This window comes from Campylobacter ureolyticus (assembly GCF_013372225.1).
GTDB classification, from domain to species: domain Bacteria; phylum Campylobacterota; class Campylobacteria; order Campylobacterales; family Campylobacteraceae; genus Campylobacter_B; species Campylobacter_B ureolyticus.
This window is the reverse complement of the sequence record NZ_CP053832.1, coordinates 1,677,834-1,699,328: the sequence shown is the minus strand read 5'-3', so window position 1 is coordinate 1,699,328 and position 21,495 is coordinate 1,677,834. Positions and strand designations below refer to the sequence as shown.

The following is a 21,495-nucleotide window of genomic DNA, read 5'->3' as shown; positions in this document are numbered from 1 at the left end:
ATATGATACTAGGTGATATATAAAAAATCTTTTTCATGTTTTATCTTTTATTTTTTTAAAAAGTTATGTTATGAGAAAAAACTGTCTTCTTATAAAAACTTTATGTGTAATTTTATCTTAATTTTTATATGAAATATCTTAAATAAATTTAAAAATATAAAATTAAATTTTAAATTTATTTATTTTTTATTTATTTAGTGATTTAGTTGTGTTAAATTTAGATTTAGCCATAAATTTTTTTAAGATTTTGTAAATTTGAACTTGTATTTAGTAGTAACATATCAGCTGTAACTAGCCTTGCCATAGCAGTTGCAACTACACTTCCTCTAGTTCCAACGCAAGGATCATGCCTTCCTTTGAGCTTACAAATTTCATCTTCTCCACTTAAATTTATAGTATTTTGTTCTAAAAAAATTGATGGTGTTGGTTTAAAATATGATTTTATTAAAATATCATCGCCGTTTGTAATGCCACCCAAAATTCCACCTGAATTATTTGTCAAAAAACCATTTTTTGAAATTTCATCATTGTTTTCATCGCCATAAATTTTGGCTGATTTTATTCCATTTCCAATTTCAACAGCTTTTACAGCATTTATCCCCATCATAGCAGCTACTAATCTTGCATCAAATTTATCATATAAAACCTCTCCAAGTCCTATGGGGGAGTTTTTTATGATAGTTACAACTGAGGCTCCAACACTATTATGAGAGTTTTTGGCTTTTAATATTTCAGATTTAAACTCTTCATCAAAATTTTTAAAAAGTGAGAAAATTTCCGAAGTTTTAGCAAATTCAAAGTCTAAATTCCCTTTTTTAAACTCCTCGTTAAAATCAGCGTTAAAATTTACTTCCCCAACACTAAAAACTCCACTTTCAACACTTATTTTAAACTCATTTAAAAGCATTTGGCAAAATGCCCCACCAGCAACTCTTATCGCACTTTCTCTTGCGCTACTTCTACCACCACCTCTATAATCTCTTATACCGTATTTATAAAAATATGTATAGTCTGCATGTCCTGGTCTAAAAATATCTTTTAAATTTCCATAGTCTTTGCTTTTTTGATCTTCGTTTTTTATAATAAAACCAATTGGAGTTCCCGTGCTAAGCCCTTCAAAAACTCCGCTTAAAACTTCTACTTTATCACTTTCTTTTCTTTTGGTAGCAAATTTTGAGCTAGGTTTTCTTTTATCAAGTTCATTTTGTAAAAAATCAAAATCTATCTTTACTCCAGCAGGAAAACCATCAAGCACGCCACCAATTGCTATGCCATGGCTTTCTCCAAAAGTTGTAAGTCTAAGTTTTACTCCAAAAGTATTCAAGCTCTTCCTTTTTTATGTAGAGTTTCAATAGCTATTTTAGCAGCTTTTTGTTCGGCATCTTTTTTGCTTTTACCTACTGCTTCGCCATATTTTTCATCTCCTAAAAAAACACCTATTTTAAACTCTTTTTTGTGATCTGGTCCTTTTGAATCAAGTAGTATATAAGTAGGAATTAACCCTAAAATGCTCTGGGTTATTTCTTGAAGCTTTGTCTTATAGTCTTTTACAATCTCTTCAAGGCTTATATGATGATACTCTTTTTCAAGCAAATTTAAAGCAATTCTACTTGTTTTTTCAAAACCTATTTCTAAAAAAACAGCTCCCATTAGTGCTTCAAATGCATCAGATAAAAGCGAGTTTTTATTTCTTCCATTATTTCTTTCTTCAGCACTTGAAATTATGATAAAATCGCCTAAATTTAAAGCTTTTGCCAGTTTTGCAAAGCTTGTTTCATTTACTAAAGCAGCTCTTAGTTTTGATAAATCACCCTCGGGCGTATTTTTAAATTTTTCAAAAAGATATTTTGCAACTACAAGATCCATAACTGCATCACCTAGATACTCTAATCTTTCATTGCTATAAGGTTTATTTGAACTTTTGTGAGTAAGGGCTCTTTGTAAAAGGTCTAAATCTTGAAAATTATAATTTAATTTTTTTTGTAATTTTTCTAGCATTTTTTATCCATTTTTTAGTTGTTCTTTTAGTTTTAGTGCTGCATTTCTTGCCATATCATCACATTCCTCATTTTCTTTATGTCCAGCATGAGCTTTTACCCAAAATGCCGTTATTTGATGAGGTTTTGAAAGAGATAAATACTCTTTCCACAACTCAACATTTTTAACATTTTTAAAATTTTTTTTAACCCAGCCATCAAGCCATAAATTTATCGAGTTTGCAACATAGCTACTATCTGTAAAAAGCTCGATTTTACAAGGCTCTTTTAATTTTTTTAAAGCTTTTAAAACTGCTGTTAATTCCATTTGGTTATTTGTAGTAAGCTCATTTGTTCCGAATTCTTTTTTTTCATGGTTTTTATACCTTAATATATATGCCCAGCCACCAATTCCAGGATTTCCAAGACAAGATCCATCACTAAAAAGTAAGATTTGCTTCATTATCTTTTCTTATAATTTTTGGTAGAATTTGAATACTGTTTAAGGTATAACAAACTGGGCATCTATAAAAAAATGATGGAAATGAATTTTTACACTTACTGCACATAAATTTAAAACTTAAATCCGCTTCAAAAAAACCTGAGTTTCTCATCGCTGAGATGGCATTTATCTCAAAAAATGAACTTTGTTTATACTCATTACTCAAAGCTTTGGCGTAAAATAAAGCTTTATATTCATCATCTTTTAAATTTATAGGTTCGTTTAAAAACCATATTATGTCAACTACATTTTTTAAAGGTGGAAATTTTTTGATTTTAGAAAGTGGTTCATTTGTTTTAATAAAAAGCTCAAGTATAAAACGTTTTGTAAAGTCAAACTCTATTTTTGAGATTTCTTTTATTTTTTTATCAAATTTGAGGCTATTGTCATTTGCGATAATTTGAGCTTTTATAAGAGCTAAATTTTCATCCACATCAATGCCTTGTTCTTTTAAGGCATCAAGTGCGTCAAGCTCTTCATCATACATTTTTAGTTTTTCATAAATTACACTTAAAAGACGCAAAGCTTCTTCGTTTCTTGGATTGAATTTTAAAATTTGTAAAAAGACATTTTCAGCTTTTTTTAAAAATCCTGCCTCAAAGTATGCTTTTGCCAAATTTAGTAAAATAAAGTTTTTTTGAGCCTTTGTTTTTGCTTGTTCAAGTGCGATTAAGTAGATATTTATAGCTCTTGAAAAATCTCCTGTTTTGGTAAAGACAAGGCCTAAAGCACTAAAAGTATCAATATCAAGATTAATAGATTTTAAAAGATCAATATGTTTTTGGCTAAGTGAGTTTGAATCTTCAAATTTGCTAATGAAATTTTTAAGTTTTGCCTCTTCATCTTTTTTAGAAAAAATTGCCCAAACATAACTTGAAAATGCCACTACAAAAGCAACCGCAATCAGGATAATAAGTCCAAAAATAGGATCTCTGTAATCTATAAAAAAACTTTCCAAAAAACCTCTTTAAAAAAATTTAGCCTAATTATAACAAAGTTTTTGTATAATCTAGCTTATGATAAAACCCGAAAGTATCCAAAGACTTATTGAACAAACTGATATCGTAGATGTTGTTTCAAGATATGTAAATTTAAAAAGAAGTGGGCGAAATTTTGTAGGAATTTGTCCATTTCATGATGATAAAAATCCAAGTATGAGTGTAAGCCCAGAACTTAATATATATCACTGTTTTTCTTGCAAAGCTGGAGGAAATGCTATAAATTTCATAAAAGAGTATGAAAAACTAAATTTCCCAGAAGCTGTTGAAAAACTAGCTTCCATGCAAAATTTTGCACTTGAATATACAGATGAAAAAAGTAATTTTAAAAAGCTTGATAAAGAGGCTTTAAGTATTGTAAAAGCTTACTATCAAAGTCTTTTATATCAAAACAAAGCTGCCATAAATTATCTTTATAATCGAGGTTTTAACGATGAGTTGATTGCTAAATTTGAGCTAGGTTATGCTCCAAATTCGCAAAATACACTAAATTTACTTGCAAATGAAAAAATAGATCCAAAAGATGCTATAAATTTAGGTATTGTAAAAGTGGGCGAGGGGGGAAATTTATATGCAAGTTTTATAGATAGGATAATTTTTACTATAAACAATCATGCAGGAAAAATTGTCGGTTTTGGAGGACGAACTATTACAAATCATCCAGCAAAATATGTAAATAGCCCGCAAAGTTCCGTGTTTGATAAATCTCAAATTTTTTATGCTTATGATAAGGCAAAAGATGAAATTTACAAGCTAAAAGAGATAATTATAACTGAGGGTTATATGGATACTATAATGCTTCATAAAGCTGGTCATAAAAATGCAGTTGCCGTACTTGGAACAGCTCTAACTCCAAAACATCTGCCACTTTTAAGAAGAAGTAATGCAAAAATAACTCTTTGTTTTGACGGCGATAGTGCTGGTATAAATGCAGCTTTTAAAAGTTCAAAACTTCTACTTCAAAACGATTTTGATACAAGTGTCGTTGTAATCCCAAAGGGTGCTGATCCAGCAGATCTGGTTCAAGCTGGAAATTTAAAAGAATTAGATAAAATTTTAAACTCAAAAACAGAAGCTGGTGAGTTTGTAATCCGTCAAATTGCAAATGAATTTGAACTTCAAAGACCAGTTCAAAAACAACTTGCATTAGAAGAAATAGTCAAATTTACAAAAACATTAAATCCAATAGTTGCTGATAGTTATAAAAGTTTGGTAAGTATGATTTTAGGCATATCAATAGATAGTTTTTCGCTTTCAAATTCCGGTAAAAATAGCATAAAAAGTATTCCAAATTTTGCTAAATTTGAGAAAAAAAAGGACTATTTAGAGCTTCAGATTATAAAAACCCTTTATTTGAATAAGGATCTTTTTAATAAATGCAAAGATATGTTTTTAGATGCTAAATTTCAAACTCATGAAGATGAATTTAAGGCCTTATTGCGTACTCAAAAAACCCCAGAAGATGAGATAATGCTAAGAGAAATAAGTATTGATATAAGCATTGATGAGTTTAAAAGCATTGATGAGCTTTCAAGTGCTTATAAAATTTTAATTATAAATACTTATGAAAATATGTTAAAAAAATTAAAAAACAGCGATATAGAAAATAAACAAGAAAAAATTAAACAAGTACAAAGAAGAATAATAAAGCTTAAAGGAGTAAAATGAAAGCATTAGCGCTTTTTAGTGGCGGACTTGATAGTATGCTTGCTATAAAACTTATAACCTTGCAAGGCATTGAAGTAACGGCAATTTATATGGATATAGGATTTGGCGGCAAGGAAGATAAAAGCGAGCTTTTAAGAAAAAGGGCTAATATGGCAGGGGCTGATTTTAAAATCGTTGATATAAGAAACAAATATCTTCAAAATGTACTTTTAAATCCAAAATATGGCTATGGGAAACACTTTAATCCTTGCATTGACTGCCACGCTTATATGTTTAAAACTGCTTTAAGTATGCTTAAAAACCAAGAAGCTAGCTTTTTAATCACAGGTGAAGTTTTAGGACAGCGTCCGATGAGCCAAAGAAAAGAAGCTTTAAATCAAGTTTTAAGTTTATCAGGCGATGAAGATTTGCTTATTTTAAGACCACTTTGTGCTAAGCTTTTAAAGCCAACAACACCTGAAATAAATGGCTGGGTTGATAGAGAAAAGCTTCTTAGTATCAGCGGTCGTGGGCGTCATACTCAGTTAAATTTAGCTAAAGAGTTTGGTTTTGATGATTTTGAAAGTCCAGCTGGAGGATGCTTGCTAACGCTTGATAATTATAGTAAAAAACTAACCGATGCGCTAAATCATGAAGGGCTTGATACACCAAACGATAGTGAAATTTTAAAATTTGGAAGGCATTTAAGACTAGAAGGTGGAGCAAAGCTAATAATCGGTAAAGATGAAAATGATAATTTAAAACTAAAAAACATACAAAACGATAAATTTGTTGAGATAAATTTGCCAAATGGGGTAGTTGGAGCGTATGTTTTAATAAGCAAGAACGCATGTTTGGATGATAAAATTCTAGCAGCAAAATTTGCATTAACTTATTCAAAAGCAGATATTTCAAAAAACTATAAGATGATAGTTTGTGGTGATGAGTTTAGTGTAAAAGCTTTTGAAAGCAAAGATAGGGCAAAAGAGTTTTTTGTTGGGTAATTACACCAAGGTTAAATTTCAATTAATAATAGGCTAAATAGTTATTTAATTATCAAGTTTGATTTTGTGATTTTGCTTGATAGTTTTTGTCTTTTATAATACTCTTTAAATTCTTTATAGTGTTTATTTATAAATTCTTGATGATATTGCCTATTATTAAGTTCGGCACTTGTTGTAAGATTATATCCTTGTTTGGCTCCAGCTTCACTATTTATTAAAGCTCCTGTTAGAATTCCTGTTAGTTGTGAAGTTAGAATTTGTTCATCTTTATTAAGATTACTGCTTAATGGAGTTAATAGTTCATTTATACCTGAAATAACAGCTCCATCTATAAAGCTTTCTCCTTGAATAGCGTTTATGCTTCCACCTATTAATGAATGAAGTGCAGTTTTAGTTAAACTTCCATCTTTACTATTTGTTACTACTCCTATATCTCCTGCTTTATTAAATAAGTAGTTTCCTGTGCTAGAAGATATATTCGATAATAAAGAGTCTTTAAAATTTGTTCCATAAATTCCACTTTGTATAGTTGAGCTTGATGCTAATAATATATTGTTAAAAAATAGACTTATAAATAGTAATAAATTTAAGATAAATTTCATTTTTTACTCTTTTTATATTCTTCAATCAATTCTCTTTCTATTTTATCAATTCTTTTAAATTCTTTGTTTTTCTTTTCTTGTTCTTCCTTTTCAAATTCTTTATAATCTTGCAACTCTCCACCACATTTTGGGCAAATTTTATCTTTATCTTTTACATCAATATAATTATAAACTTTATGGCATTTTTTGCAACGCATAAAATCTGAATGTTTTGAGTTATAAAAAATTCCTATACATATAAAAATAATTCCTATAGCCATAGAGGTTATAGACATTTGTATGGATGGTTCTATCCAGCCGGTATATTTTATATAAATTTTTCCACCACAAAAAGACCAAACGGCTTCTACAATAAAAATAATTCCTAAAAAAACATAAGAAAAACTATTCAATTTATTCTTCATCTCGTTTTTTAATATTTTGATACATATTTTTAATAATAGCTCCCAATGTTCCTTTTTGTGTCCCTGGCGTTGTGCTATCATTAAATATATCATTTGCAATTTCAAACCCAGCTGTTCCATATATCCAAACTCTAGGATCTGATATAGTATTTCCAAACCAATAAGCATTATTAGGAATGGTATAATTTAATGGTTTTGTTGTTGATATGGATTTATTATTTACAAACATTTTATAATTTCCTGTAAGTTTTTCATTTTTTATTTGTCCATATATTGGTTGCTTGGTTATGCTATCATATCCAATTCTTTTAATGCAGTTTTTATTTTATCCTTTGTAATCAAACCATTAATTTCAGGATTTGCAAAATCAAATATAATTTCTTGTAAAATTTCTTCTTCAAAGCCTAAATCATCTCTGCATTCTATTAAATTCGCCCATTCTTCAAGTTCTTTAAAAGTAATATTTTCTTTTAAGGCTCTGTTTAAAATTTGCTTTATATCATTCTTTGTTATTATATATAATTCAAATTTGCTATCAAAATTTAAATTTGAAATCTCATTTTTTATGTTTTTTAAAGATTTGTTAAATTTTATAAGATTTTTCAAAATTTGTTTTTTATCATTTGATGACATTAAATTTACCTTTAAAATTTACATATCCGTTATTATTAATAGCTTGAGTATAAATTTGAGTTCCTACTTGACTACCGGTATCAAGTCCTGCACCGGCTAAACCGGCTTTTATTGATGTTTTAGCATTTTGTTTAAGTATTGTTTGTGATAACATTTTAGTTCCTTGATTGGATAATAATCCTGCACCTATTTCTTATCTTCATTGTTATTTTTATCTTTTACTCTATTTTTATTAATAAATTTATATTTTTTAAAATTTGATTTTTGAACATCTTTTTGCTTATTTGGTTTTTGTTGTTTTTTGGGTTTTTTAAAAAAAATATCATTTTTATTTGTATGTGTAGTTTTTTCTATAATCTTTTTGTATTCCTTGTATGATATATAAATGAGATAAAATGTAGATAACCATGTGAATATGCAAGGATATATCAATAAGCCGTAAGATTTATATATACTAAACTTTATGAGAATATAAAAAAATATAACCACTTGGAAACAAGCTGCAAAGACTAATTTTATAATTTTTACTTGATTTGTTTTTTTATATGCAATCAAAGAATATTTAATTAATTTTATATTTAAAAATAAAAAAAACAAACCCACAATGTATAAAATTATCCAAGAAACTATAGGATATTCATTGGCAAATTTTATTACCACATTGACAATTTTATACTGAAATTCTCTCCAAAAAGCATTATTAAATTCATTCATATTGAGAATCTATTGTTGCATTTTTAATGGAGTTGCCAAGTTCAATATTTGCTCCTTGGAAAACAGAATGCCTCATTATATTTTCACCATGATAAATTATTTTATCAAAATTCTTATTTTTCCTGTTTATAGTATTTGAATTTAAAAAATCTTTCCATTTTTTATTAATAGCTTTTATGGAATAAAAAACATCTTTACCAGATTGTATCATGCTCGGCACTGTAGTTGCTCCAGCCACACCACTAAATGCAATACTGTCATAATCTAAAGTTATATCATTAAAATTTACATATCCGTTATTATTAATAGCTTGAGTATAAATTTGAGTTCCTATTTGACTGCTAGCATCAAGTCCTGCACCGGCTAAACCGGCTTTTATTGATGTTTTAGCATTTTGTTTAAGTATTGTTTGTGATAACATTTTAGTTCCTTGATTGGATAATAATCCTGCACCTATTTCTTAATTATTATTTTTATCTTTTACTCTATTTTTATTAATAAGTTTATATTTTTTAAAATTTGATTTTTGAACATCTTTTTGTTTATTTGGTTTTTGTTGTTTTTTAGGTTTGGTTGGACTAAGGTTTGAAATTTTAGTTTTTTGGTTTATGCAAGAATTTTCAATTTTATCTTTTTTAAAAATATAGTATTTATAGATAATTATTCCAAATATTAATATATAAGCGACTATACAAGGATAAATAAGCCAACCGTTACTTTTATAAACCGTTAACCATATGAGCCAACAAATCATAAAAATTAAAAATAGTATGTCTCTTTTTTTATTATTCTTTATATAATTAAAATCAAAAATATATAAAAATAGTGACATAATAATACAAAAAACTATCCAATATATTACTGGATAGTTTGTTGCAAGTCTTCCTAGATATTTCCATAAAACATAATCGTATGAGTATTTCACTTATTATCGCCTTGAAGATTTTCTACTTCATAATCTATTGCTTTATTAAGCATTTTATTGGTTGTTTGAAAATAGATGTGATTCTTAAGTTTATTATTATTTTTATCTATTCTACCTTGTATTTTATTTTGTCTATTGATTGTATTTGCATTGCTAAGCTGTTTTTCTAAATTCTTATTTGCTTTCCAAGAGTGAATAATTGTTTTAGAGGAATCAAAAAAATTTGGTGCAATAACAGCTCCAGATATAATACTCCTACTAATATTATCCCAATCCAAAGAAATTTTTCTAAAATCTACAGAGCCACCAACATCAATCATTTGGTCTGTGATTTGACTTCCTATTTGCAGTGCTCCATCAAATACACCTGCTTCAAGCCCATACTTTATTGATGTTTTAGCATTTTGTTTAAGTATTGTTTGTGATAACATTTTAGTTCCTTGATTGGATAATAATCCTGCACCTATTATTAATGTGGCATCAGTAGGTCCATTATATAATTTATCATTATTGCTTGTAGGTGCATTTACATAATCAGATAATCCGACTACTGCAGTAGGTATGGTTAATGAGCTTACTTTATTGCTGCCGTTTTGTAAGATTACTTTACTGCCTTCATAAATTATTCCTCCGGTTTCTTTAGCTATACTTCCGCCAATTTTACCCATCGGAAAAAGCCATGAACTCATATCACCTAAACCTTGTGCTTCATTTGGATTATAATTGTTATCATAAAACTGTTCTTTTGTAACACCAAAATAATTTGTAGGAGTAAATTCTTCTTTATAATTATCTATAAATTTCAACCCCTTTGATTTATCAATTAAAAATCCCATTGCTGTATTTATTTCATCTTTGCTATATTCTTCTTTACCAAATAGACTTTTAAAATTATACCATCCATTTTTTTCATAATCAATCATATATTTACCTGAAAAATCAAGTAGCTTTTTTGCTTCATCTTTAGTTATGTTTTTACCTATTTTAGTTTTGTAATATTTTTTAAACTCTTCATGGTTATTATTTATAAACTCAATCTCATCTTTATGCAACTGTCTATTATCCCCCTTATTCTTATTTAACTTACTAAACTCATAATTGTTTATTGTGTAGTAATCTTTATTTATATTATTTAAATTATTATTAAAAGAGTTATTTTTATAGTTGTGTGTATCTTTACCTAATGCATAAGAGTAGTATCTACTTACATACTCTCCAAAGTTTTGTGAGTATTTTGAATTATCATCTCTATTTATTGTTATGTCTATATTATCTATAGTATCCATTGCTCTTTGAGACTCTGTAGCTGTTGTATTAACTAAATCTTTTATAGTTGAAGTATTTTTTATATTTATATAACTAGTATCTGTTTGAAGAGAGTAAAAACCTTTTATGTTTTTATTGTTGTAACCTTTTTCATCTGAAAAGATTGCTTTAGTTTCATTTGGTAAATAACCTAGATTTATCATAACAGAGTTTGTAACTTCTTGTATAATCTTACTTTTTTGAGTGTCTGATACATTTGAACTATTTAAAATCTCTTTTAACTCTTTATTATTTGAGATTTGCTCTTTTACTCCTTGAAGAGTGTTATAAGCTTTATAGTTTTCTTTAAAAAAATCTATTATGCTAGCTCTATTTGTAGTTACTATTTGAGTAATTGCATCTTTTATAGTAGTAGCATCTTGAATATCATCTTTTATCTCTTTCCTTCCTTCTTTACTAAATAATCTTGTATCTATTGATACATCTATGTTTGAGTTTATGTTTGTATTATATAAATCTTTGTTTATTTGATTTGTATCTTTATTCAGTCTTACTAAGTCATCTAAATTAGATAAGTTATCTGTTTTATTAGATTGAAAATTATCTAACTCATCTTTATTTAAATTTGAGATATCTATGTTTGATACTATTAGATTTCCTTTTCCTATAGTTGCTAATGTTTTTGATGAGTTATAAGTTAAGTCTTTATTATTAGAATAAGTTGCACTTGTTATTTTAGAGTTTAGATTTGTGTTGTTTGTTTTTTGATCGTTTGGTTTATTTTTATCATCATTTTTAATTTTTTTAAACGCATAATAACAGTTATCTATTTTTTTACACTTTACAATATCTCCAAAAACGAATTCAAGCTCTTCATCAAAATCATCTAAAAAATTATGCTTATCAATGATTTTAAAAGTATTTTCTCTAATAGAATTTGCTAATACGGGTCTATAAACGATTAAATCCTCATTTAGTATTTTTAGATATATCTTAGTAATCATATTTAAATCATTCTCCGCTGACATGGAATATTTCATTTGTCTTGTTATCTATGACAATAGATTTTCCGGTCCTTGGGTGAACATACCTAGTAACTAGCCCATTTTTTATAGTCGTTGGAATGCCTTTGGTTTTCATAGCTTCTCTTATGTCCTTTTCTAAGTATCTTTTGTTTCATTTAGATTTTTAAATTCTAACATAATTTAAAACTATTCTATAATTTTTTTATTATTTGTTTTGTAACAAAAATAAATGTAAATATGCAGACCAAAACATACCACATTATAGTCGAAACAATCAGAATAAATTGAAAATTTTGAAATCTAATTTCTAAATCTATACCGACTAATATAAAAAACACTATTATCAATATAGCGTGGATAATAGAAATGAGTATGTTATATAAAAATATAGCAAGAATTTGCTGTATTCCGGTAATCTTAAATATATAAACCATTGTTGTAGATGTAACTATAAAAAATAAAAGAGAAACTAAAAAAATATTTATAAGATTATCAAATTTATTCAGTATAAAAATAATGCATATTGTTTGAAATACCATAAAAAATAAAAATATCAAATTTTTTTTATTATTTTGTTTCATTTGTAATACTCTTTGGTAATAAATTTTGAATTATTGGATAATAAGTTTTGAAAGAGTGCTTAAATGGCTCTTTAATATCAAACTCATAACTCGCATCCTTATTTAACCATCCATTTGCCACAGGATCATTTTTATGATTTATCTGTGTTATGAAATTTGCACCTACATTTTTAGTGCTTTGTTTTAAATCAGTTGCTGATTTTGGTGAACCTACACTTATTAGATTGTATGGCGTTTTTACTCCTATTTCTTTATTTATTTTATTTGCTTTGAATATATCTTCATTTCCTGCACTGTGAGTTATTATAATTGTATCTTTTGATAGTTGCTTTATGCTATATGCATTTAATACATCTTTTGTAGTAGTGAAGTTTGATACCCACTCAGCAGCATCTTCTATTATGCCTAAATATTTACCTGTAGCATTATTTATTAAACCCACATTGTTTCCATAATCTTGTTTTATTAAATTTACACTTTCCCTTGCATTTTCCAATTTTGCATTCCTTTTTATTCATATTTGGGTAAAAAGTTTTTTCATAAGAAAAAATATAGTTTTAATGATTTTCAACTTTTTCTGATTGAATTTTATAAATACCGCTGCAATATAAATATAATTAAAAAGCTAAATTTTTATTTACTTTCATTTTTACTTCTCTCTTTAATATACGCTTCTACATCTATAACTTTTATAATTTTTACAGAGCCGTTTATTTCTTTTTGAATTTCTTTTATCGGAAATCTTTTATTTAAATTTAGCTTTTTAATCGCTTTTATATGAATATCACTAAGTTCAAAATCCTTTTCTAGTTTTGAAAAATATAACCAAGTTGAATATTCTATGGACTCAACTGTAGCAATTTTACTTTGCAAACATTTTTTAGCCAAATTATCATTTTCCAACATTTTATAATATACACAATCATCGTATTTTCTTATTTGCATAGATGAAACTAATGTATAAATACACAAAATGCCAAAAACTACTGCCAATAAAATTGTAAATTTTGAAGGTTTAGCGTTTAAACCGAGTTTCATTTTTTATCCTTTGTTGTAATTTGTGGTTTAAATTCTTTTATAAAAGCACCTTTTCTGGTTTATAGAGATAATTAATTGGAATAGTTGGAACAAGCATTTTACCAGTAGAACCTCTAACGACAATTGATTTACCTGTTTTTTCATATATTATATTTGCCAATTGTTGAGCAAATGAATCATCTTTTATAATATCAGCACCGGCATAACAACTACGAATTTCTATAATTTTTACATTGCCTTTTTGCCAAGTTGAATCATATATAAGCCTTTCTTTATAAAATCTGATTGGCGTAAAATCACTCCCTTTATCACCAATAATACCAAAGCCACCATGTCCATCTATATATAAAGTAGAGTTATCAAACACCTCTGACCAAAAAGCTGAAATATCTGCACTATTATGCATTCTCCAATTTCCACTTATATCTATTTTATCAGCTGGACTGCTTTTTTCTTTTTCAACCAAAGGTTCATTTGGATCAAATAAATTTATTCTGTTATCACTCTTACTCATATCTTGATAGTTAAATTTAACAAGATTATTTTTTAATATTTTAGTTGTTTGTGGATTATAGATATCAAGTGTTGTATTTAAGTTTTTTAAATTTACATTTTCATCTTTTAAATTTAAAGCTTTATTTAAATAATTACTTAAAATTTCACCTTTTATGTTTGCATAGTTGTTTTGAAGATTATCTTGTGGAATAAAACTATTTTGATGAGATTTTATAGCATGAGTTAGTTCGTGTCCTAATGTATTCGTAAACTCATTTAAATTTTTTATATTAGCTAAATTTAGAGTTATTGTGTTATTTTGTTGATTGTAGTTTCCTTTAAATTTTTGATTGTTTGCTCCTAATGTATTGGTATCATCTATAAATTTAACTTCTAAATTATCAAGGTTATATCCGTTTTGTTGAGCTAAGTTTTTGTTATTGACACAATTGGACATAATTCTTATTTGGGAACCATAATTCATATCAATCACCACTGTTGTAAACGCCAAAAATAATAGTTAAATTTTGATCTTTAAAATTATCAAACAATTCTTTATCAGTAATCATTGTAAAATTACCATCTTTTTTAATAAACCAAGAACTTCCATAATAATCATCTTGTAATAAGTCCATAAATTTATCTTTACCATTTTTTGAAGCATAGATTAAATTTTCTAAGATTAAATGCGGTTTAGACGGTATTTTAGGAATCACGAAATACAAAATTATAAGCGTATAAAAGGACAAAAAAATTAAAAATTTAATTGCTTTCACTTCTTTCCTTTTTTGGTTTTTTTGTAAAAAAACTGCTGAGTGGATCATAAACCCCAAACAGTGTCGTAGAATTTATATCTTTGAAGTGTTTCCAAAGATCGTTGTGGCTTATTTTTTTAACATTTTCATCAGTTTTTATAAACCACTCGCTTTTTTCTAATACTTTAAAAAATTCATTTTTATTTAAGTCGTTTTTTGATAAATAATACATATCTATCAAAACTAAATCGGGTCTGGTTGCAAGTTTAGGCACTGCAAAATACAAAACTATCATTGTATAAAAAGATAAAAAAATTAAAAATTTAATTGTTTTCACTTCTTTCCTTTTTTGGCAAAAATAGCTTTTTCTTAGAGTCACTCTTTGAACCATTGGTGATATGTTTATTTAATGACTTATAATTTCTAAATAATAACCTTATTAATTAAAAATATTTTATGTAATTTAGCTATTTTATCGTATTTTTCCAACGAATGATTATTTTTAAAAAATATTGGAAAAAGCTGATCATAGTTATTTATAAGGCAAATTTCATCTTTTGGAAAAATAAAAAAGTCATTAATCCACTGCTCTCTTAACCCAAAAATAATAAAAAGTTTTAAAAGCTCAATATTCTTTATAATAAAATATCTATTTTTTTTGTTATGGAATTTTATATATTGATGAAGTAATAGATATTGAAATTTTATATCTATGCCACTATTTAGATATGGCAAAAACAAATCATAGTCTTTAGTAAAAAAATCTGTCTTAATGACACAAATGTTGCTATTATTTTTAAAAATATCTATAAAAAAACCGATAAATTTATCCTCTTGCAAATTCATATAGTATTTATTAGACAAAAGTCTGTTTCTTTCATCGTCATTATTTAAAATTTTTTCAAAATTGCTAAGCAAAGCGTGATTATAGTCAAGTCTCATTTTTTCAAGAATCTGATCTATATCTTTTGCCATAAATAACTCTGTAAAACTGTTTCTAACAATATTAGAATCTTTTAATATTTCTAAAATCGGTAAATTTTTCATTTTAATCCCTTAGTCTTTTTCCGTTTTTTATCATAAGTTTCTTCTCTTTTCCCATTCTTTTTTATTTTTATATTTTTTCCAAGCACTATTCATACTCTATTTGGCAATTAAAATTTTCTATATCTGCTAAAATACCGAATGTTTTAAATAATTCCTCATTTATCTTAGAGGTTACATCATAACTTCCACTTAGATATTTATTGCCATTTTTATCAGTTTGAATATGTTTTTCTTTCGGATAAAATTTTAACAAAAGCTTATTTATTTGGTCTAAAGTACATTTTATAGGTTTTGATTTTATGAGCTTATCATTTTCTTTGCTGTAATATGAAATTATAATTTTTCTTTTTATCATTTTTTTACCTTTCTGCCCTTAACTGCTGGTTTTTTTCTTTAGTTTTTGGATTATAAGAGCCTTTATGATTTCCTTGTTTGTCATAAATTTCCATTTCCCCATGTTGAGAATCCCATTCATACATGTCACCTTTGTTATCTTTCCACCTAGGTCTTAAAGCACCACCACCGCTAACAGGTGTTTTTGATTTTGCCTTTGATAGTTCGGGCAAATAATCATCAGACAATTCTTTTTTATTTATTTTAATAGTTATTTTGTTCGATTTTATCATACAATCTCTCAATCTCTTTTAAATTTATTTCGGGTTCTAGTTTTAAATATTCTTTGCAAATTTCAGAACTTTGATTATTAGCACACTCGCTATACCATTTTAAGATAGCTTCATTGTCATTGCAGAATGGTTTTGATATATGTTTTTTAACATTTTGTTTAAGAAATAAAATTTCATTTTCGTCCATTTTAGTTAAATTTGCTTCTGATATGCATATGTTATATCTAAAATATCCGTCGTAAAAATATAATAGCCTTCTATCGGATTTTAGGTTACCATTTAATGCTCTTGTAGCTAGGATTGCTTGGCATTTTTGAGATGGGTGGCAGTATTTTCCAAAGATAAAATCTTTTATATCACAAACTGCTCTATCGTAATAATAAATTATTAAAAAAAGCCAATATTAAAATTATGTAAGAAAATGCTACCATGTATGGTGCAAAACATCTTTTTTTAATTTTTTGTTTCATTGGTGATAATCCTTAAATAAACTGTAATTCCGACTGCTTTTTATAAATTATAAGTTTAAAAATAGCTCTAATTATACAAATTTTATCTATATTGTCTTTGTTTGTGATATCTATTACGCCTATTGAAAGTAATCTGTTTTTATCAATTATCTAAAATTATTTTTATTTTTAGGGAAGTTTTTCTAAAACATATCTGAGTTTAATATCTCATTTGGAATAAATAAAATCTCTATGAAAGAAGCTGTCATCATTATAAGCGATATAAAGTATCAGTATTTTTAAGCCTTTTTAGTCTATCATCTGCTGTTGGTGCCAAAATAGGTGTAAAATATTTTTTACTGTTTTTATTATCTTTGTTTTTAACGCTGCAAAATAAGCACCATGCGTGTATAAATTGCCATTTAGTATCCAAACAAGACCTTGCATTATATCTTTTATCGTATGTTAAATTTCTATAAAAATTTTTCATCATATCTCCTGATAATCAAAATCGAAACTTTCAAATTTTTCATCATAAATTTAAAAATACAATAAGCCAAAATATCATATCTCTCTTTTGGATTAAATCCTAAACTGTAATATGGTTGTAATTTATTATTTTTTTTAAATAAGATTTCGGAAATATTACCAATCAAAAATGACTCTGAAATAGATAAAATATCAGCAAATATATCTTTTGGAATATTTTTATTTAAGTATTTATTATGAATCATTAGCAAATCTTTTCTAGCTTCCAATACTCTTTATTATCTCAAATTCCATTAAAAAATAAACCTTCCGATAAAAGAATTTTGTGAAAAATTAGATGATGTTTTAATATTTCTATAAAAATTTTCTAAGTTCATCGATTGCGAGTCCTTGTCTATGTAAAATTTAACATTATTTTATTTAAACATTAAAAAATAATATATTTATATATAATTTTTGCTTAAATAGTTTAATATAAATGTTAAAAATTGATTTTAGCTATTTTTATATACAAAATCTATTTTAAAAAAACTTTTATCCCAATATGCAGCCGATACTAAAAGAGTTTTTAATCTTCTAAATCTATCATAAATATTTAATTTGCATTTTTTTACGGAATTCCCTTTGTGTATTTTGATGTCGCTCCAACTACCTGTTAAAAAAATATCATTGCAAATAGAAAATATCCCTTCCATAATTTCTTGTGAAATAAATTTCTTATTTGAGTTTAACTTAAGAATTTGTTGCAGATTTGCATCCAGTTTCCAGTACTCTTCATCGTCCCATTTTAGATAATCAAGAAGTATCCCGATGAAAGAGTTTTCATCATATCTTTCATCAAATGAAGTATTTCTATGAAAATCAGTTAGTTCCACTATATTTCCTTTTTGTTGTACCAAAAACAAATATCTTCAAATTTATCTTTATAAATTATACATTTACAAAGCACATTAAGCCTTTCATATCTGTTATACAGATCAGGGATTACATTATCGCTGTTTTTACCATAACATTTATTTGTTATATAAATTTCAGATTTTTCACAAATTCCACAAATATCCGCCACTATAGATATAATCCCTGCAAAAATATCTTTTGGAAGTTTTTTATTTTTATAAAATTTATAAATTTCAATCAAAACACTATCAAGTTTCCAATAGTCTTTATCAGACCAAACGCCTTGCAATATAAACTTTCCAACAAATGATTTTGGAGAGAATTTATCGCTTTTTTTAACATTTATATAAAAATTTTCTAAGTTCATTAATCACCAATCCTATTCATATCTTTTATTTCAAATTTTATATTTAACACAAAGCATTAATATTTTCAAAATCATATAAATCGTGCGATAAACTTATATCATTATCACCAAGAAATTTTAAAAATTTACTGTTGTAGTTTATTGCAGGAAACATATCATAACTATACACAACCACAAGCAACTCTTTATTTAAAAGGCTTAATTTAGCAAATTTCATAACATTTTCATTAGTAAAAAAATCATCTAAAATTTCTTGAATATAGTATTTATTAAAGTATTTTTGCTCTATCTCAAAACCAAAATTTTTATGTTTTAAAATACTGTTTCCGGCTATTTTATTATCACCTTTTTTCCAAATTTTACTAAAACTAATATTTTTTATATCACTTATTTTCTTATTTGAAGTAGCTCTTAATATAATAAATATCTCATTTTTATTCACTGTTTTCCTTAAAAATCGTTTATATTATAACCAGTTGGTTCACCTTGACCTTTGCCGTTTTTTAATTTTACAAAAATATTTCCTTTTTTATCTTTATATAGATCATAATCCGAATGTGGTTTTAAATCGTGCGGATGAATACCGCCTTCTTTTAATTTATTTATTTCATAATTTGATAGTTTTTTATCTTTTTCTGCATAAACAACATCAACCCCTCGCTCTTTTCCTTCTATTCCGCCAACATAAGGTTCATTAAGAGAATTGTTTGCTTGTATGCCTTCATTTGTTATTTTATCATTTTTATCTGCTTTTGGTGTAACTAAAACATTATCATTTATATTTTCTTCTTGTTTTGGAAAAGCTTCTAAGTTTATGTCTTGATTTTTTCCTTCTATAGGTGGTATATCATCTTGCATGTTTTTACCACTTACATACTTTTCACCAAGCTTTTTAGCTCCATATGCCGTAGTACCTGCAACAGTAGTAATTCCACAAATAGCTAAAAATTCAGATAGGGCAGGCGGAACAGCTAAAACAAATGCAAAATCTTGTTTTTCATTTTTATTTTGATTTTCTATTGCGGTGTTATAATCTTTTAATTCTTTAACAATTTGTTCGTATTTATTGCTATCGGTTTCTCGTAGTTTTATTAGATTATCTGCTATTGATTTTGTAAGTTGTTTGCTTTCTTTTATTTCATTATAGTTTATAACGTAAAATTCTACTACTTTTATATCGTTTACAATATCCTCAAATTCCTTTTTTATCTCTTTCCTTCCTTCTTTACTAAATAATCTTGTATCTATTGATACATCTATGTTTGAGTTTATGTTTGTATTATATAAATCTTTGTTTATTTGATTTGTATCTTTATTCAGTCTTACTAAGTCATCTAAATTAGATAAGTTATCTGTTTTATTAGATTGAAAATTATCTAACTCATCTTTATTTAAATTTGAGATATCTATGTTTGATACTATTAGATTTCCTTTTCCTATAGTTGCTAATGTTTTTGATGAGTTATAAGTTAAGTCTTTATTATTAGAATAAGTTGCACTTGTTATTTTAGAGTTTAGATTTGTGTTATTTGTTTTTTGATCGTTTGGTTTATTTTTATCATCTTTATTTAAAGCTACATTTACTCCCACACCTAAACTTGTTTTTTTAGAGTAGTTTGAGTTTTTAAGATTACTAAATGTTAAAGAGCCTGTTTTTAAATTTAGATTTTTGTTATCTATAAATATAGTTTTTTTACTTCCATCTTCATCTATTATAGTTTTATACTCTCCTGCTGCTATTAAAGAGCCTTTTAGATTAGTGTTTTGTTGCACATCTATATTTACCTTATCACCTGTTATACTTGAAAGAACTGTTTGCTTAGTTTTAGAGCTAGATCTATTTTTAGAAAAGTTTGCATTTGCATTTGATAGTTTTGTATCTTTATAACTTACCATATTGTTAGAGATAGCAGATGGATTTGGATTATTATCTCCACTAAATCCAACTCCTACTCCAAATGAGTTTGATTTGAAATTTGAGTTTAATATATCTCTTTGACTCTGTAATGTAAGATTGTTTGTTTTTAGATTAAAAGTATTATTAGCTTTTAAATTTGCTCCTTTTATAGCTGTATTATTTGCAGTATTTATATTTATATCATTGTTTGCTAAAAGCTTTGAGTTATTGTTTATTATACTGTCTTTATTAAGATGGCTTTGAGCATAATTTAGTCCTAAGCTTCCACCACCTCCTCCATAGATTGTAAAGCTTATACTTCCACTTAGTTCTTTATTTTTATCTTTATATGTAAAAGTGTCTTGTGATGAGTTTATATTTAGATTAGTTGAGTTTATTGTTATATCATTTAAGGCTAATAAATTTGATCCTGTTATGGTTGTATCATTATAGGAGTTTAAATTTATATTGTTTGCTTTTAGGTTTGAGCTTATATTTGTTATATCATTTAGATTTGAATTAAATTTATTTCCTTTTATATCAGCACTTACTCCTACACTAAATCCATAAGTTCCATAGCTTGCTGCTGCTGAGGCTGTTTGAGAGAGTAAAGCTGCTGATTTAGAAGCTACATTTTCAGTAGCTAAAGCTATGTTTGATTTATAGTATTTTTCTTCATCTGTTAGATCATTTATAAAATCTTGTAAATCTTCTATATCTAAGTAATCAATTCCTTCTTCTTTATTTTTATATCTTTGTTTTAAATTTGAAAGTTTATCTTTTAAGGAGTTAAGCTCTTTTTTATAAGAGTCATACTCTTTTTTTACACTTTTTAACTGTTTGGTTGCTTCCTCTAAATCCTTAGCCGCACTTCCTATCTGTGCGTATTCGTTTTGTACAGTAAGAGAAAGGGTTGCTTCAATGTTTTTCTTTTTAATATCTTCTAATAGATTATTAGTTGATGAGAGTATGTTTATATCTCCATGTTTTGAAGAGAGATTAATATTTTCTTTAGCATTTAGGTTTGAACCTATAATGTCTGTATCCTTAAAAGAGTTTATTTTTATATTTTGAGTAGTGAAGTTTGATATCCATATTTCAAATATCATTTTTAACTCCATCTGTTTCAATTTATTCTTAAAGATTTTCACACTATTA

Annotated in this window: 30 protein-coding genes; 2 read left to right on the top strand and 28 right to left on the bottom strand. The window is 26.5% G+C overall.

Translation table 11 applies throughout. From position 1 onward, the window contains the following. Nucleotides 1–223: 223 nt before the first annotated feature. The 4 genes from aroC to CURT_RS08670 are packed head-to-tail and all read right to left on the bottom strand — an operon-like array spanning nucleotide 224 to nucleotide 3,436. A complete protein-coding gene (aroC, locus tag CURT_RS08685) occupies nucleotides 224–1,324 on the bottom strand; it encodes a chorismate synthase (protein WP_018713856.1) in 1,101 nt (366 codons plus the stop codon). Then, nucleotides 1,321–1,998 (bottom strand): ribonuclease III, encoded by a 678-nt coding sequence (rnc, locus tag CURT_RS08680; protein WP_018713855.1) that lies wholly within the window; start codon nucleotides 1,996–1,998, stop codon nucleotides 1,321–1,323. Before rnc ends, aroC begins: the two co-directional genes overlap by 4 nt. A gap of 3 nt (nucleotides 1,999–2,001) precedes the next feature. Then, the gene (rnhA, locus tag CURT_RS08675; protein ID WP_018713854.1) at nucleotides 2,002–2,439 is read right to left on the bottom strand and encodes a ribonuclease HI; all 438 of its coding nucleotides are present in this window, start codon (nucleotides 2,437–2,439) and stop codon (nucleotides 2,002–2,004) included. Next, nucleotides 2,417–3,436, bottom strand: a complete 1,020-nt coding sequence (locus CURT_RS08670; protein WP_018713853.1) for a tetratricopeptide repeat protein — start codon at nucleotides 3,434–3,436, stop codon at nucleotides 2,417–2,419. Before CURT_RS08670 ends, rnhA begins: the two co-directional genes overlap by 23 nt. A gap of 58 nt (nucleotides 3,437–3,494) precedes the next feature. Here CURT_RS08670 and dnaG point away from each other — a divergent pair, with 58 nt between their 5' ends. Both dnaG and CURT_RS08660 read left to right on the top strand, forming a co-directional pair. Further along, nucleotides 3,495–5,144 (top strand): DNA primase, encoded by a 1,650-nt coding sequence (dnaG, locus tag CURT_RS08665; protein WP_018713852.1) that lies wholly within the window; start codon nucleotides 3,495–3,497, stop codon nucleotides 5,142–5,144. Continuing rightward, nucleotides 5,141–6,127: an argininosuccinate synthase domain-containing protein gene (locus tag CURT_RS08660; RefSeq protein WP_018713851.1), complete on the top strand. Its 987-nt coding sequence runs from the start codon at nucleotides 5,141–5,143 to the stop codon at nucleotides 6,125–6,127. Before dnaG ends, CURT_RS08660 begins: the two co-directional genes overlap by 4 nt. A gap of 41 nt (nucleotides 6,128–6,168) precedes the next feature. On the opposite strand, the gene CURT_RS08655 is transcribed toward CURT_RS08660, so the two are convergent. The 24 genes from CURT_RS08655 to CURT_RS08540 form a co-directional block, all read right to left on the bottom strand. Next, nucleotides 6,169–6,729, bottom strand: coding sequence for a DUF637 domain-containing protein (locus CURT_RS08655; RefSeq protein ID WP_018713850.1), 561 nt, complete (start codon nucleotides 6,727–6,729; stop codon nucleotides 6,169–6,171). After that, complete coding sequence (locus tag CURT_RS08650) at nucleotides 6,726–7,121, bottom strand: adenylate kinase (RefSeq protein WP_115651872.1); 396 nt, start codon at nucleotides 7,119–7,121, stop codon at nucleotides 6,726–6,728. The genes CURT_RS08655 and CURT_RS08650 overlap by 4 nt, the downstream gene beginning before the upstream one ends. Before the next feature lies 1 nt (nucleotide 7,122). Beyond that, complete coding sequence (locus tag CURT_RS08645) at nucleotides 7,123–7,362, bottom strand: hypothetical protein (protein ID WP_018713848.1); 240 nt, start codon at nucleotides 7,360–7,362, stop codon at nucleotides 7,123–7,125. A 56-nt stretch (nucleotides 7,363–7,418) separates the two neighbouring features. Then, nucleotides 7,419–7,766 (bottom strand): hypothetical protein, encoded by a 348-nt coding sequence (locus tag CURT_RS08640; protein WP_018713847.1) that lies wholly within the window; start codon nucleotides 7,764–7,766, stop codon nucleotides 7,419–7,421. Beyond that, on the bottom strand, nucleotides 7,753–7,920 hold the full coding sequence (locus CURT_RS08635; RefSeq protein WP_018713846.1) for a hypothetical protein: 168 nt from the start codon (nucleotides 7,918–7,920) through the stop codon (nucleotides 7,753–7,755). Before CURT_RS08635 ends, CURT_RS08640 begins: the two co-directional genes overlap by 14 nt. Before the next feature lie 32 nt (nucleotides 7,921–7,952). Further along, nucleotides 7,953–8,480, bottom strand: coding sequence for a hypothetical protein (locus CURT_RS08630; protein ID WP_018713845.1), 528 nt, complete (start codon nucleotides 8,478–8,480; stop codon nucleotides 7,953–7,955). After that, nucleotides 8,473–8,901 (bottom strand): hypothetical protein, encoded by a 429-nt coding sequence (locus CURT_RS08625; RefSeq protein ID WP_018713844.1) that lies wholly within the window; start codon nucleotides 8,899–8,901, stop codon nucleotides 8,473–8,475. The genes CURT_RS08630 and CURT_RS08625 overlap by 8 nt, the downstream gene beginning before the upstream one ends. A 39-nt stretch (nucleotides 8,902–8,940) precedes the next feature. Next, nucleotides 8,941–9,405 (bottom strand): hypothetical protein, encoded by a 465-nt coding sequence (locus tag CURT_RS08620; RefSeq protein WP_018713843.1) that lies wholly within the window; start codon nucleotides 9,403–9,405, stop codon nucleotides 8,941–8,943. After that, nucleotides 9,402–11,675 (bottom strand): hypothetical protein, encoded by a 2,274-nt coding sequence (locus tag CURT_RS08615; protein WP_172539784.1) that lies wholly within the window; start codon nucleotides 11,673–11,675, stop codon nucleotides 9,402–9,404. The genes CURT_RS08620 and CURT_RS08615 overlap by 4 nt, the downstream gene beginning before the upstream one ends. Before the next feature lie 588 nt (nucleotides 11,676–12,263). After that, on the bottom strand, nucleotides 12,264–12,773 hold the full coding sequence (locus tag CURT_RS08610) for a hypothetical protein (protein WP_018713948.1): 510 nt from the start codon (nucleotides 12,771–12,773) through the stop codon (nucleotides 12,264–12,266). A 137-nt stretch (nucleotides 12,774–12,910) separates the two neighbouring features. Further along, nucleotides 12,911–13,315 (bottom strand): hypothetical protein, encoded by a 405-nt coding sequence (locus CURT_RS08605; RefSeq protein ID WP_018713947.1) that lies wholly within the window; start codon nucleotides 13,313–13,315, stop codon nucleotides 12,911–12,913. 37 nt (nucleotides 13,316–13,352) lie between these two features. After that, on the bottom strand, nucleotides 13,353–14,294 hold the full coding sequence (locus tag CURT_RS08600; protein ID WP_018713946.1) for a hypothetical protein: 942 nt from the start codon (nucleotides 14,292–14,294) through the stop codon (nucleotides 13,353–13,355). Between the two features lies 1 nt (nucleotide 14,295). Then, entirely contained in the window at nucleotides 14,296–14,526 is a 231-nt protein-coding gene (locus CURT_RS08595; protein WP_154646927.1) for a hypothetical protein, read from the bottom strand. A gap of 46 nt (nucleotides 14,527–14,572) precedes the next feature. Beyond that, nucleotides 14,573–14,902 (bottom strand): hypothetical protein, encoded by a 330-nt coding sequence (locus tag CURT_RS08590; protein ID WP_018713944.1) that lies wholly within the window; start codon nucleotides 14,900–14,902, stop codon nucleotides 14,573–14,575. Between the two features lie 86 nt (nucleotides 14,903–14,988). Then, nucleotides 14,989–15,612, bottom strand: a complete 624-nt coding sequence (locus CURT_RS08585; protein WP_018713943.1) for a hypothetical protein — start codon at nucleotides 15,610–15,612, stop codon at nucleotides 14,989–14,991. Between the two features lie 85 nt (nucleotides 15,613–15,697). Next, complete coding sequence (locus tag CURT_RS08580) at nucleotides 15,698–15,967, bottom strand: hypothetical protein (protein WP_018713941.1); 270 nt, start codon at nucleotides 15,965–15,967, stop codon at nucleotides 15,698–15,700. Nucleotides 15,968–15,971: 4 nt separating this feature from the next. Further along, the gene (locus CURT_RS08575) at nucleotides 15,972–16,238 is read right to left on the bottom strand and encodes a colicin E3/pyocin S6 family cytotoxin (protein ID WP_018713940.1); all 267 of its coding nucleotides are present in this window, start codon (nucleotides 16,236–16,238) and stop codon (nucleotides 15,972–15,974) included. Continuing rightward, nucleotides 16,210–16,425, bottom strand: coding sequence for a hypothetical protein (locus CURT_RS08570; RefSeq protein WP_018713939.1), 216 nt, complete (start codon nucleotides 16,423–16,425; stop codon nucleotides 16,210–16,212). The genes CURT_RS08575 and CURT_RS08570 overlap by 29 nt, the downstream gene beginning before the upstream one ends. 533 nt (nucleotides 16,426–16,958) lie before the next feature. Continuing rightward, on the bottom strand, nucleotides 16,959–17,177 hold the full coding sequence (locus CURT_RS08565) for a hypothetical protein (protein WP_018713938.1): 219 nt from the start codon (nucleotides 17,175–17,177) through the stop codon (nucleotides 16,959–16,961). Further along, nucleotides 17,161–17,445, bottom strand: coding sequence for a hypothetical protein (locus CURT_RS08560; RefSeq protein ID WP_018713937.1), 285 nt, complete (start codon nucleotides 17,443–17,445; stop codon nucleotides 17,161–17,163). Before CURT_RS08560 ends, CURT_RS08565 begins: the two co-directional genes overlap by 17 nt. 225 nt (nucleotides 17,446–17,670) lie before the next feature. Then, nucleotides 17,671–18,051: an Imm41 family immunity protein gene (locus tag CURT_RS08555; protein WP_018713936.1), complete on the bottom strand. Its 381-nt coding sequence runs from the start codon at nucleotides 18,049–18,051 to the stop codon at nucleotides 17,671–17,673. Beyond that, on the bottom strand, nucleotides 18,051–18,440 hold the full coding sequence (locus CURT_RS08550) for an Imm41 family immunity protein (protein WP_018713935.1): 390 nt from the start codon (nucleotides 18,438–18,440) through the stop codon (nucleotides 18,051–18,053). Before CURT_RS08550 ends, CURT_RS08555 begins: the two co-directional genes overlap by 1 nt. Nucleotides 18,441–18,483: 43 nt before the next feature. After that, nucleotides 18,484–18,882, bottom strand: a complete 399-nt coding sequence (locus CURT_RS08545) for a hypothetical protein (protein WP_018713934.1) — start codon at nucleotides 18,880–18,882, stop codon at nucleotides 18,484–18,486. A gap of 8 nt (nucleotides 18,883–18,890) precedes the next feature. Next, complete coding sequence (locus tag CURT_RS08540; RefSeq protein WP_172539785.1) at nucleotides 18,891–21,446, bottom strand: hemagglutinin repeat-containing protein; 2,556 nt, start codon at nucleotides 21,444–21,446, stop codon at nucleotides 18,891–18,893. Nucleotides 21,447–21,495: the final 49 nt, after the last annotated feature.

Coding starts and splice junctions, on each gene's coding strand:
- CURT_RS08660 (WP_018713851.1), top strand. CDS start 5,141: ATGAAAGCATTAGCGCTTTTTAGTGGCGGACTTGATAGTATGCTTGCT.
- CURT_RS08585 (WP_018713943.1), bottom strand. CDS start 15,612: ATGAAAAATTTACCGATTTTAGAAATATTAAAAGATTCTAATATTGTT.
- CURT_RS08605 (WP_018713947.1), bottom strand. CDS start 13,315: ATGAAACTCGGTTTAAACGCTAAACCTTCAAAATTTACAATTTTATTG.
- dnaG (WP_018713852.1), top strand. CDS start 3,495: ATGATAAAACCCGAAAGTATCCAAAGACTTATTGAACAAACTGATATC.
- rnc (WP_018713855.1), bottom strand. CDS start 1,998: ATGCTAGAAAAATTACAAAAAAAATTAAATTATAATTTTCAAGATTTA.
- CURT_RS08640 (WP_018713847.1), bottom strand. CDS start 7,766: ATGTCATCAAATGATAAAAAACAAATTTTGAAAAATCTTATAAAATTT.
- CURT_RS08580 (WP_018713941.1), bottom strand. CDS start 15,967: ATGATAAAAAGAAAAATTATAATTTCATATTACAGCAAAGAAAATGAT.
- CURT_RS08600 (WP_018713946.1), bottom strand. CDS start 14,294: ATGAATTATGGTTCCCAAATAAGAATTATGTCCAATTGTGTCAATAAC.
- CURT_RS08550 (WP_018713935.1), bottom strand. CDS start 18,440: ATGAACTTAGAAAATTTTTATATAAATGTTAAAAAAAGCGATAAATTC.
- CURT_RS08655 (WP_018713850.1), bottom strand. CDS start 6,729: ATGAAATTTATCTTAAATTTATTACTATTTATAAGTCTATTTTTTAAC.
- CURT_RS08565 (WP_018713938.1), bottom strand. CDS start 17,177: ATGAAAAATTTTTATAGAAATTTAACATACGATAAAAGATATAATGCA.
- CURT_RS08615 (WP_172539784.1), bottom strand. CDS start 11,675: ATGATTACTAAGATATATCTAAAAATACTAAATGAGGATTTAATCGTT.
- rnhA (WP_018713854.1), bottom strand. CDS start 2,439: ATGAAGCAAATCTTACTTTTTAGTGATGGATCTTGTCTTGGAAATCCT.
- CURT_RS08540 (WP_172539785.1), bottom strand. CDS start 21,446: ATGATATTTGAAATATGGATATCAAACTTCACTACTCAAAATATAAAA.
- CURT_RS08570 (WP_018713939.1), bottom strand. CDS start 16,425: ATGGACGAAAATGAAATTTTATTTCTTAAACAAAATGTTAAAAAACAT.
- CURT_RS08625 (WP_018713844.1), bottom strand. CDS start 8,901: ATGTTATCACAAACAATACTTAAACAAAATGCTAAAACATCAATAAAA.
- CURT_RS08630 (WP_018713845.1), bottom strand. CDS start 8,480: ATGAATGAATTTAATAATGCTTTTTGGAGAGAATTTCAGTATAAAATT.
- CURT_RS08635 (WP_018713846.1), bottom strand. CDS start 7,920: ATGTTATCACAAACAATACTTAAACAAAATGCTAAAACATCAATAAAA.
- CURT_RS08575 (WP_018713940.1), bottom strand. CDS start 16,238: ATGATAAAATCGAACAAAATAACTATTAAAATAAATAAAAAAGAATTG.
- CURT_RS08645 (WP_018713848.1), bottom strand. CDS start 7,362: ATGTTTGTAAATAATAAATCCATATCAACAACAAAACCATTAAATTAT.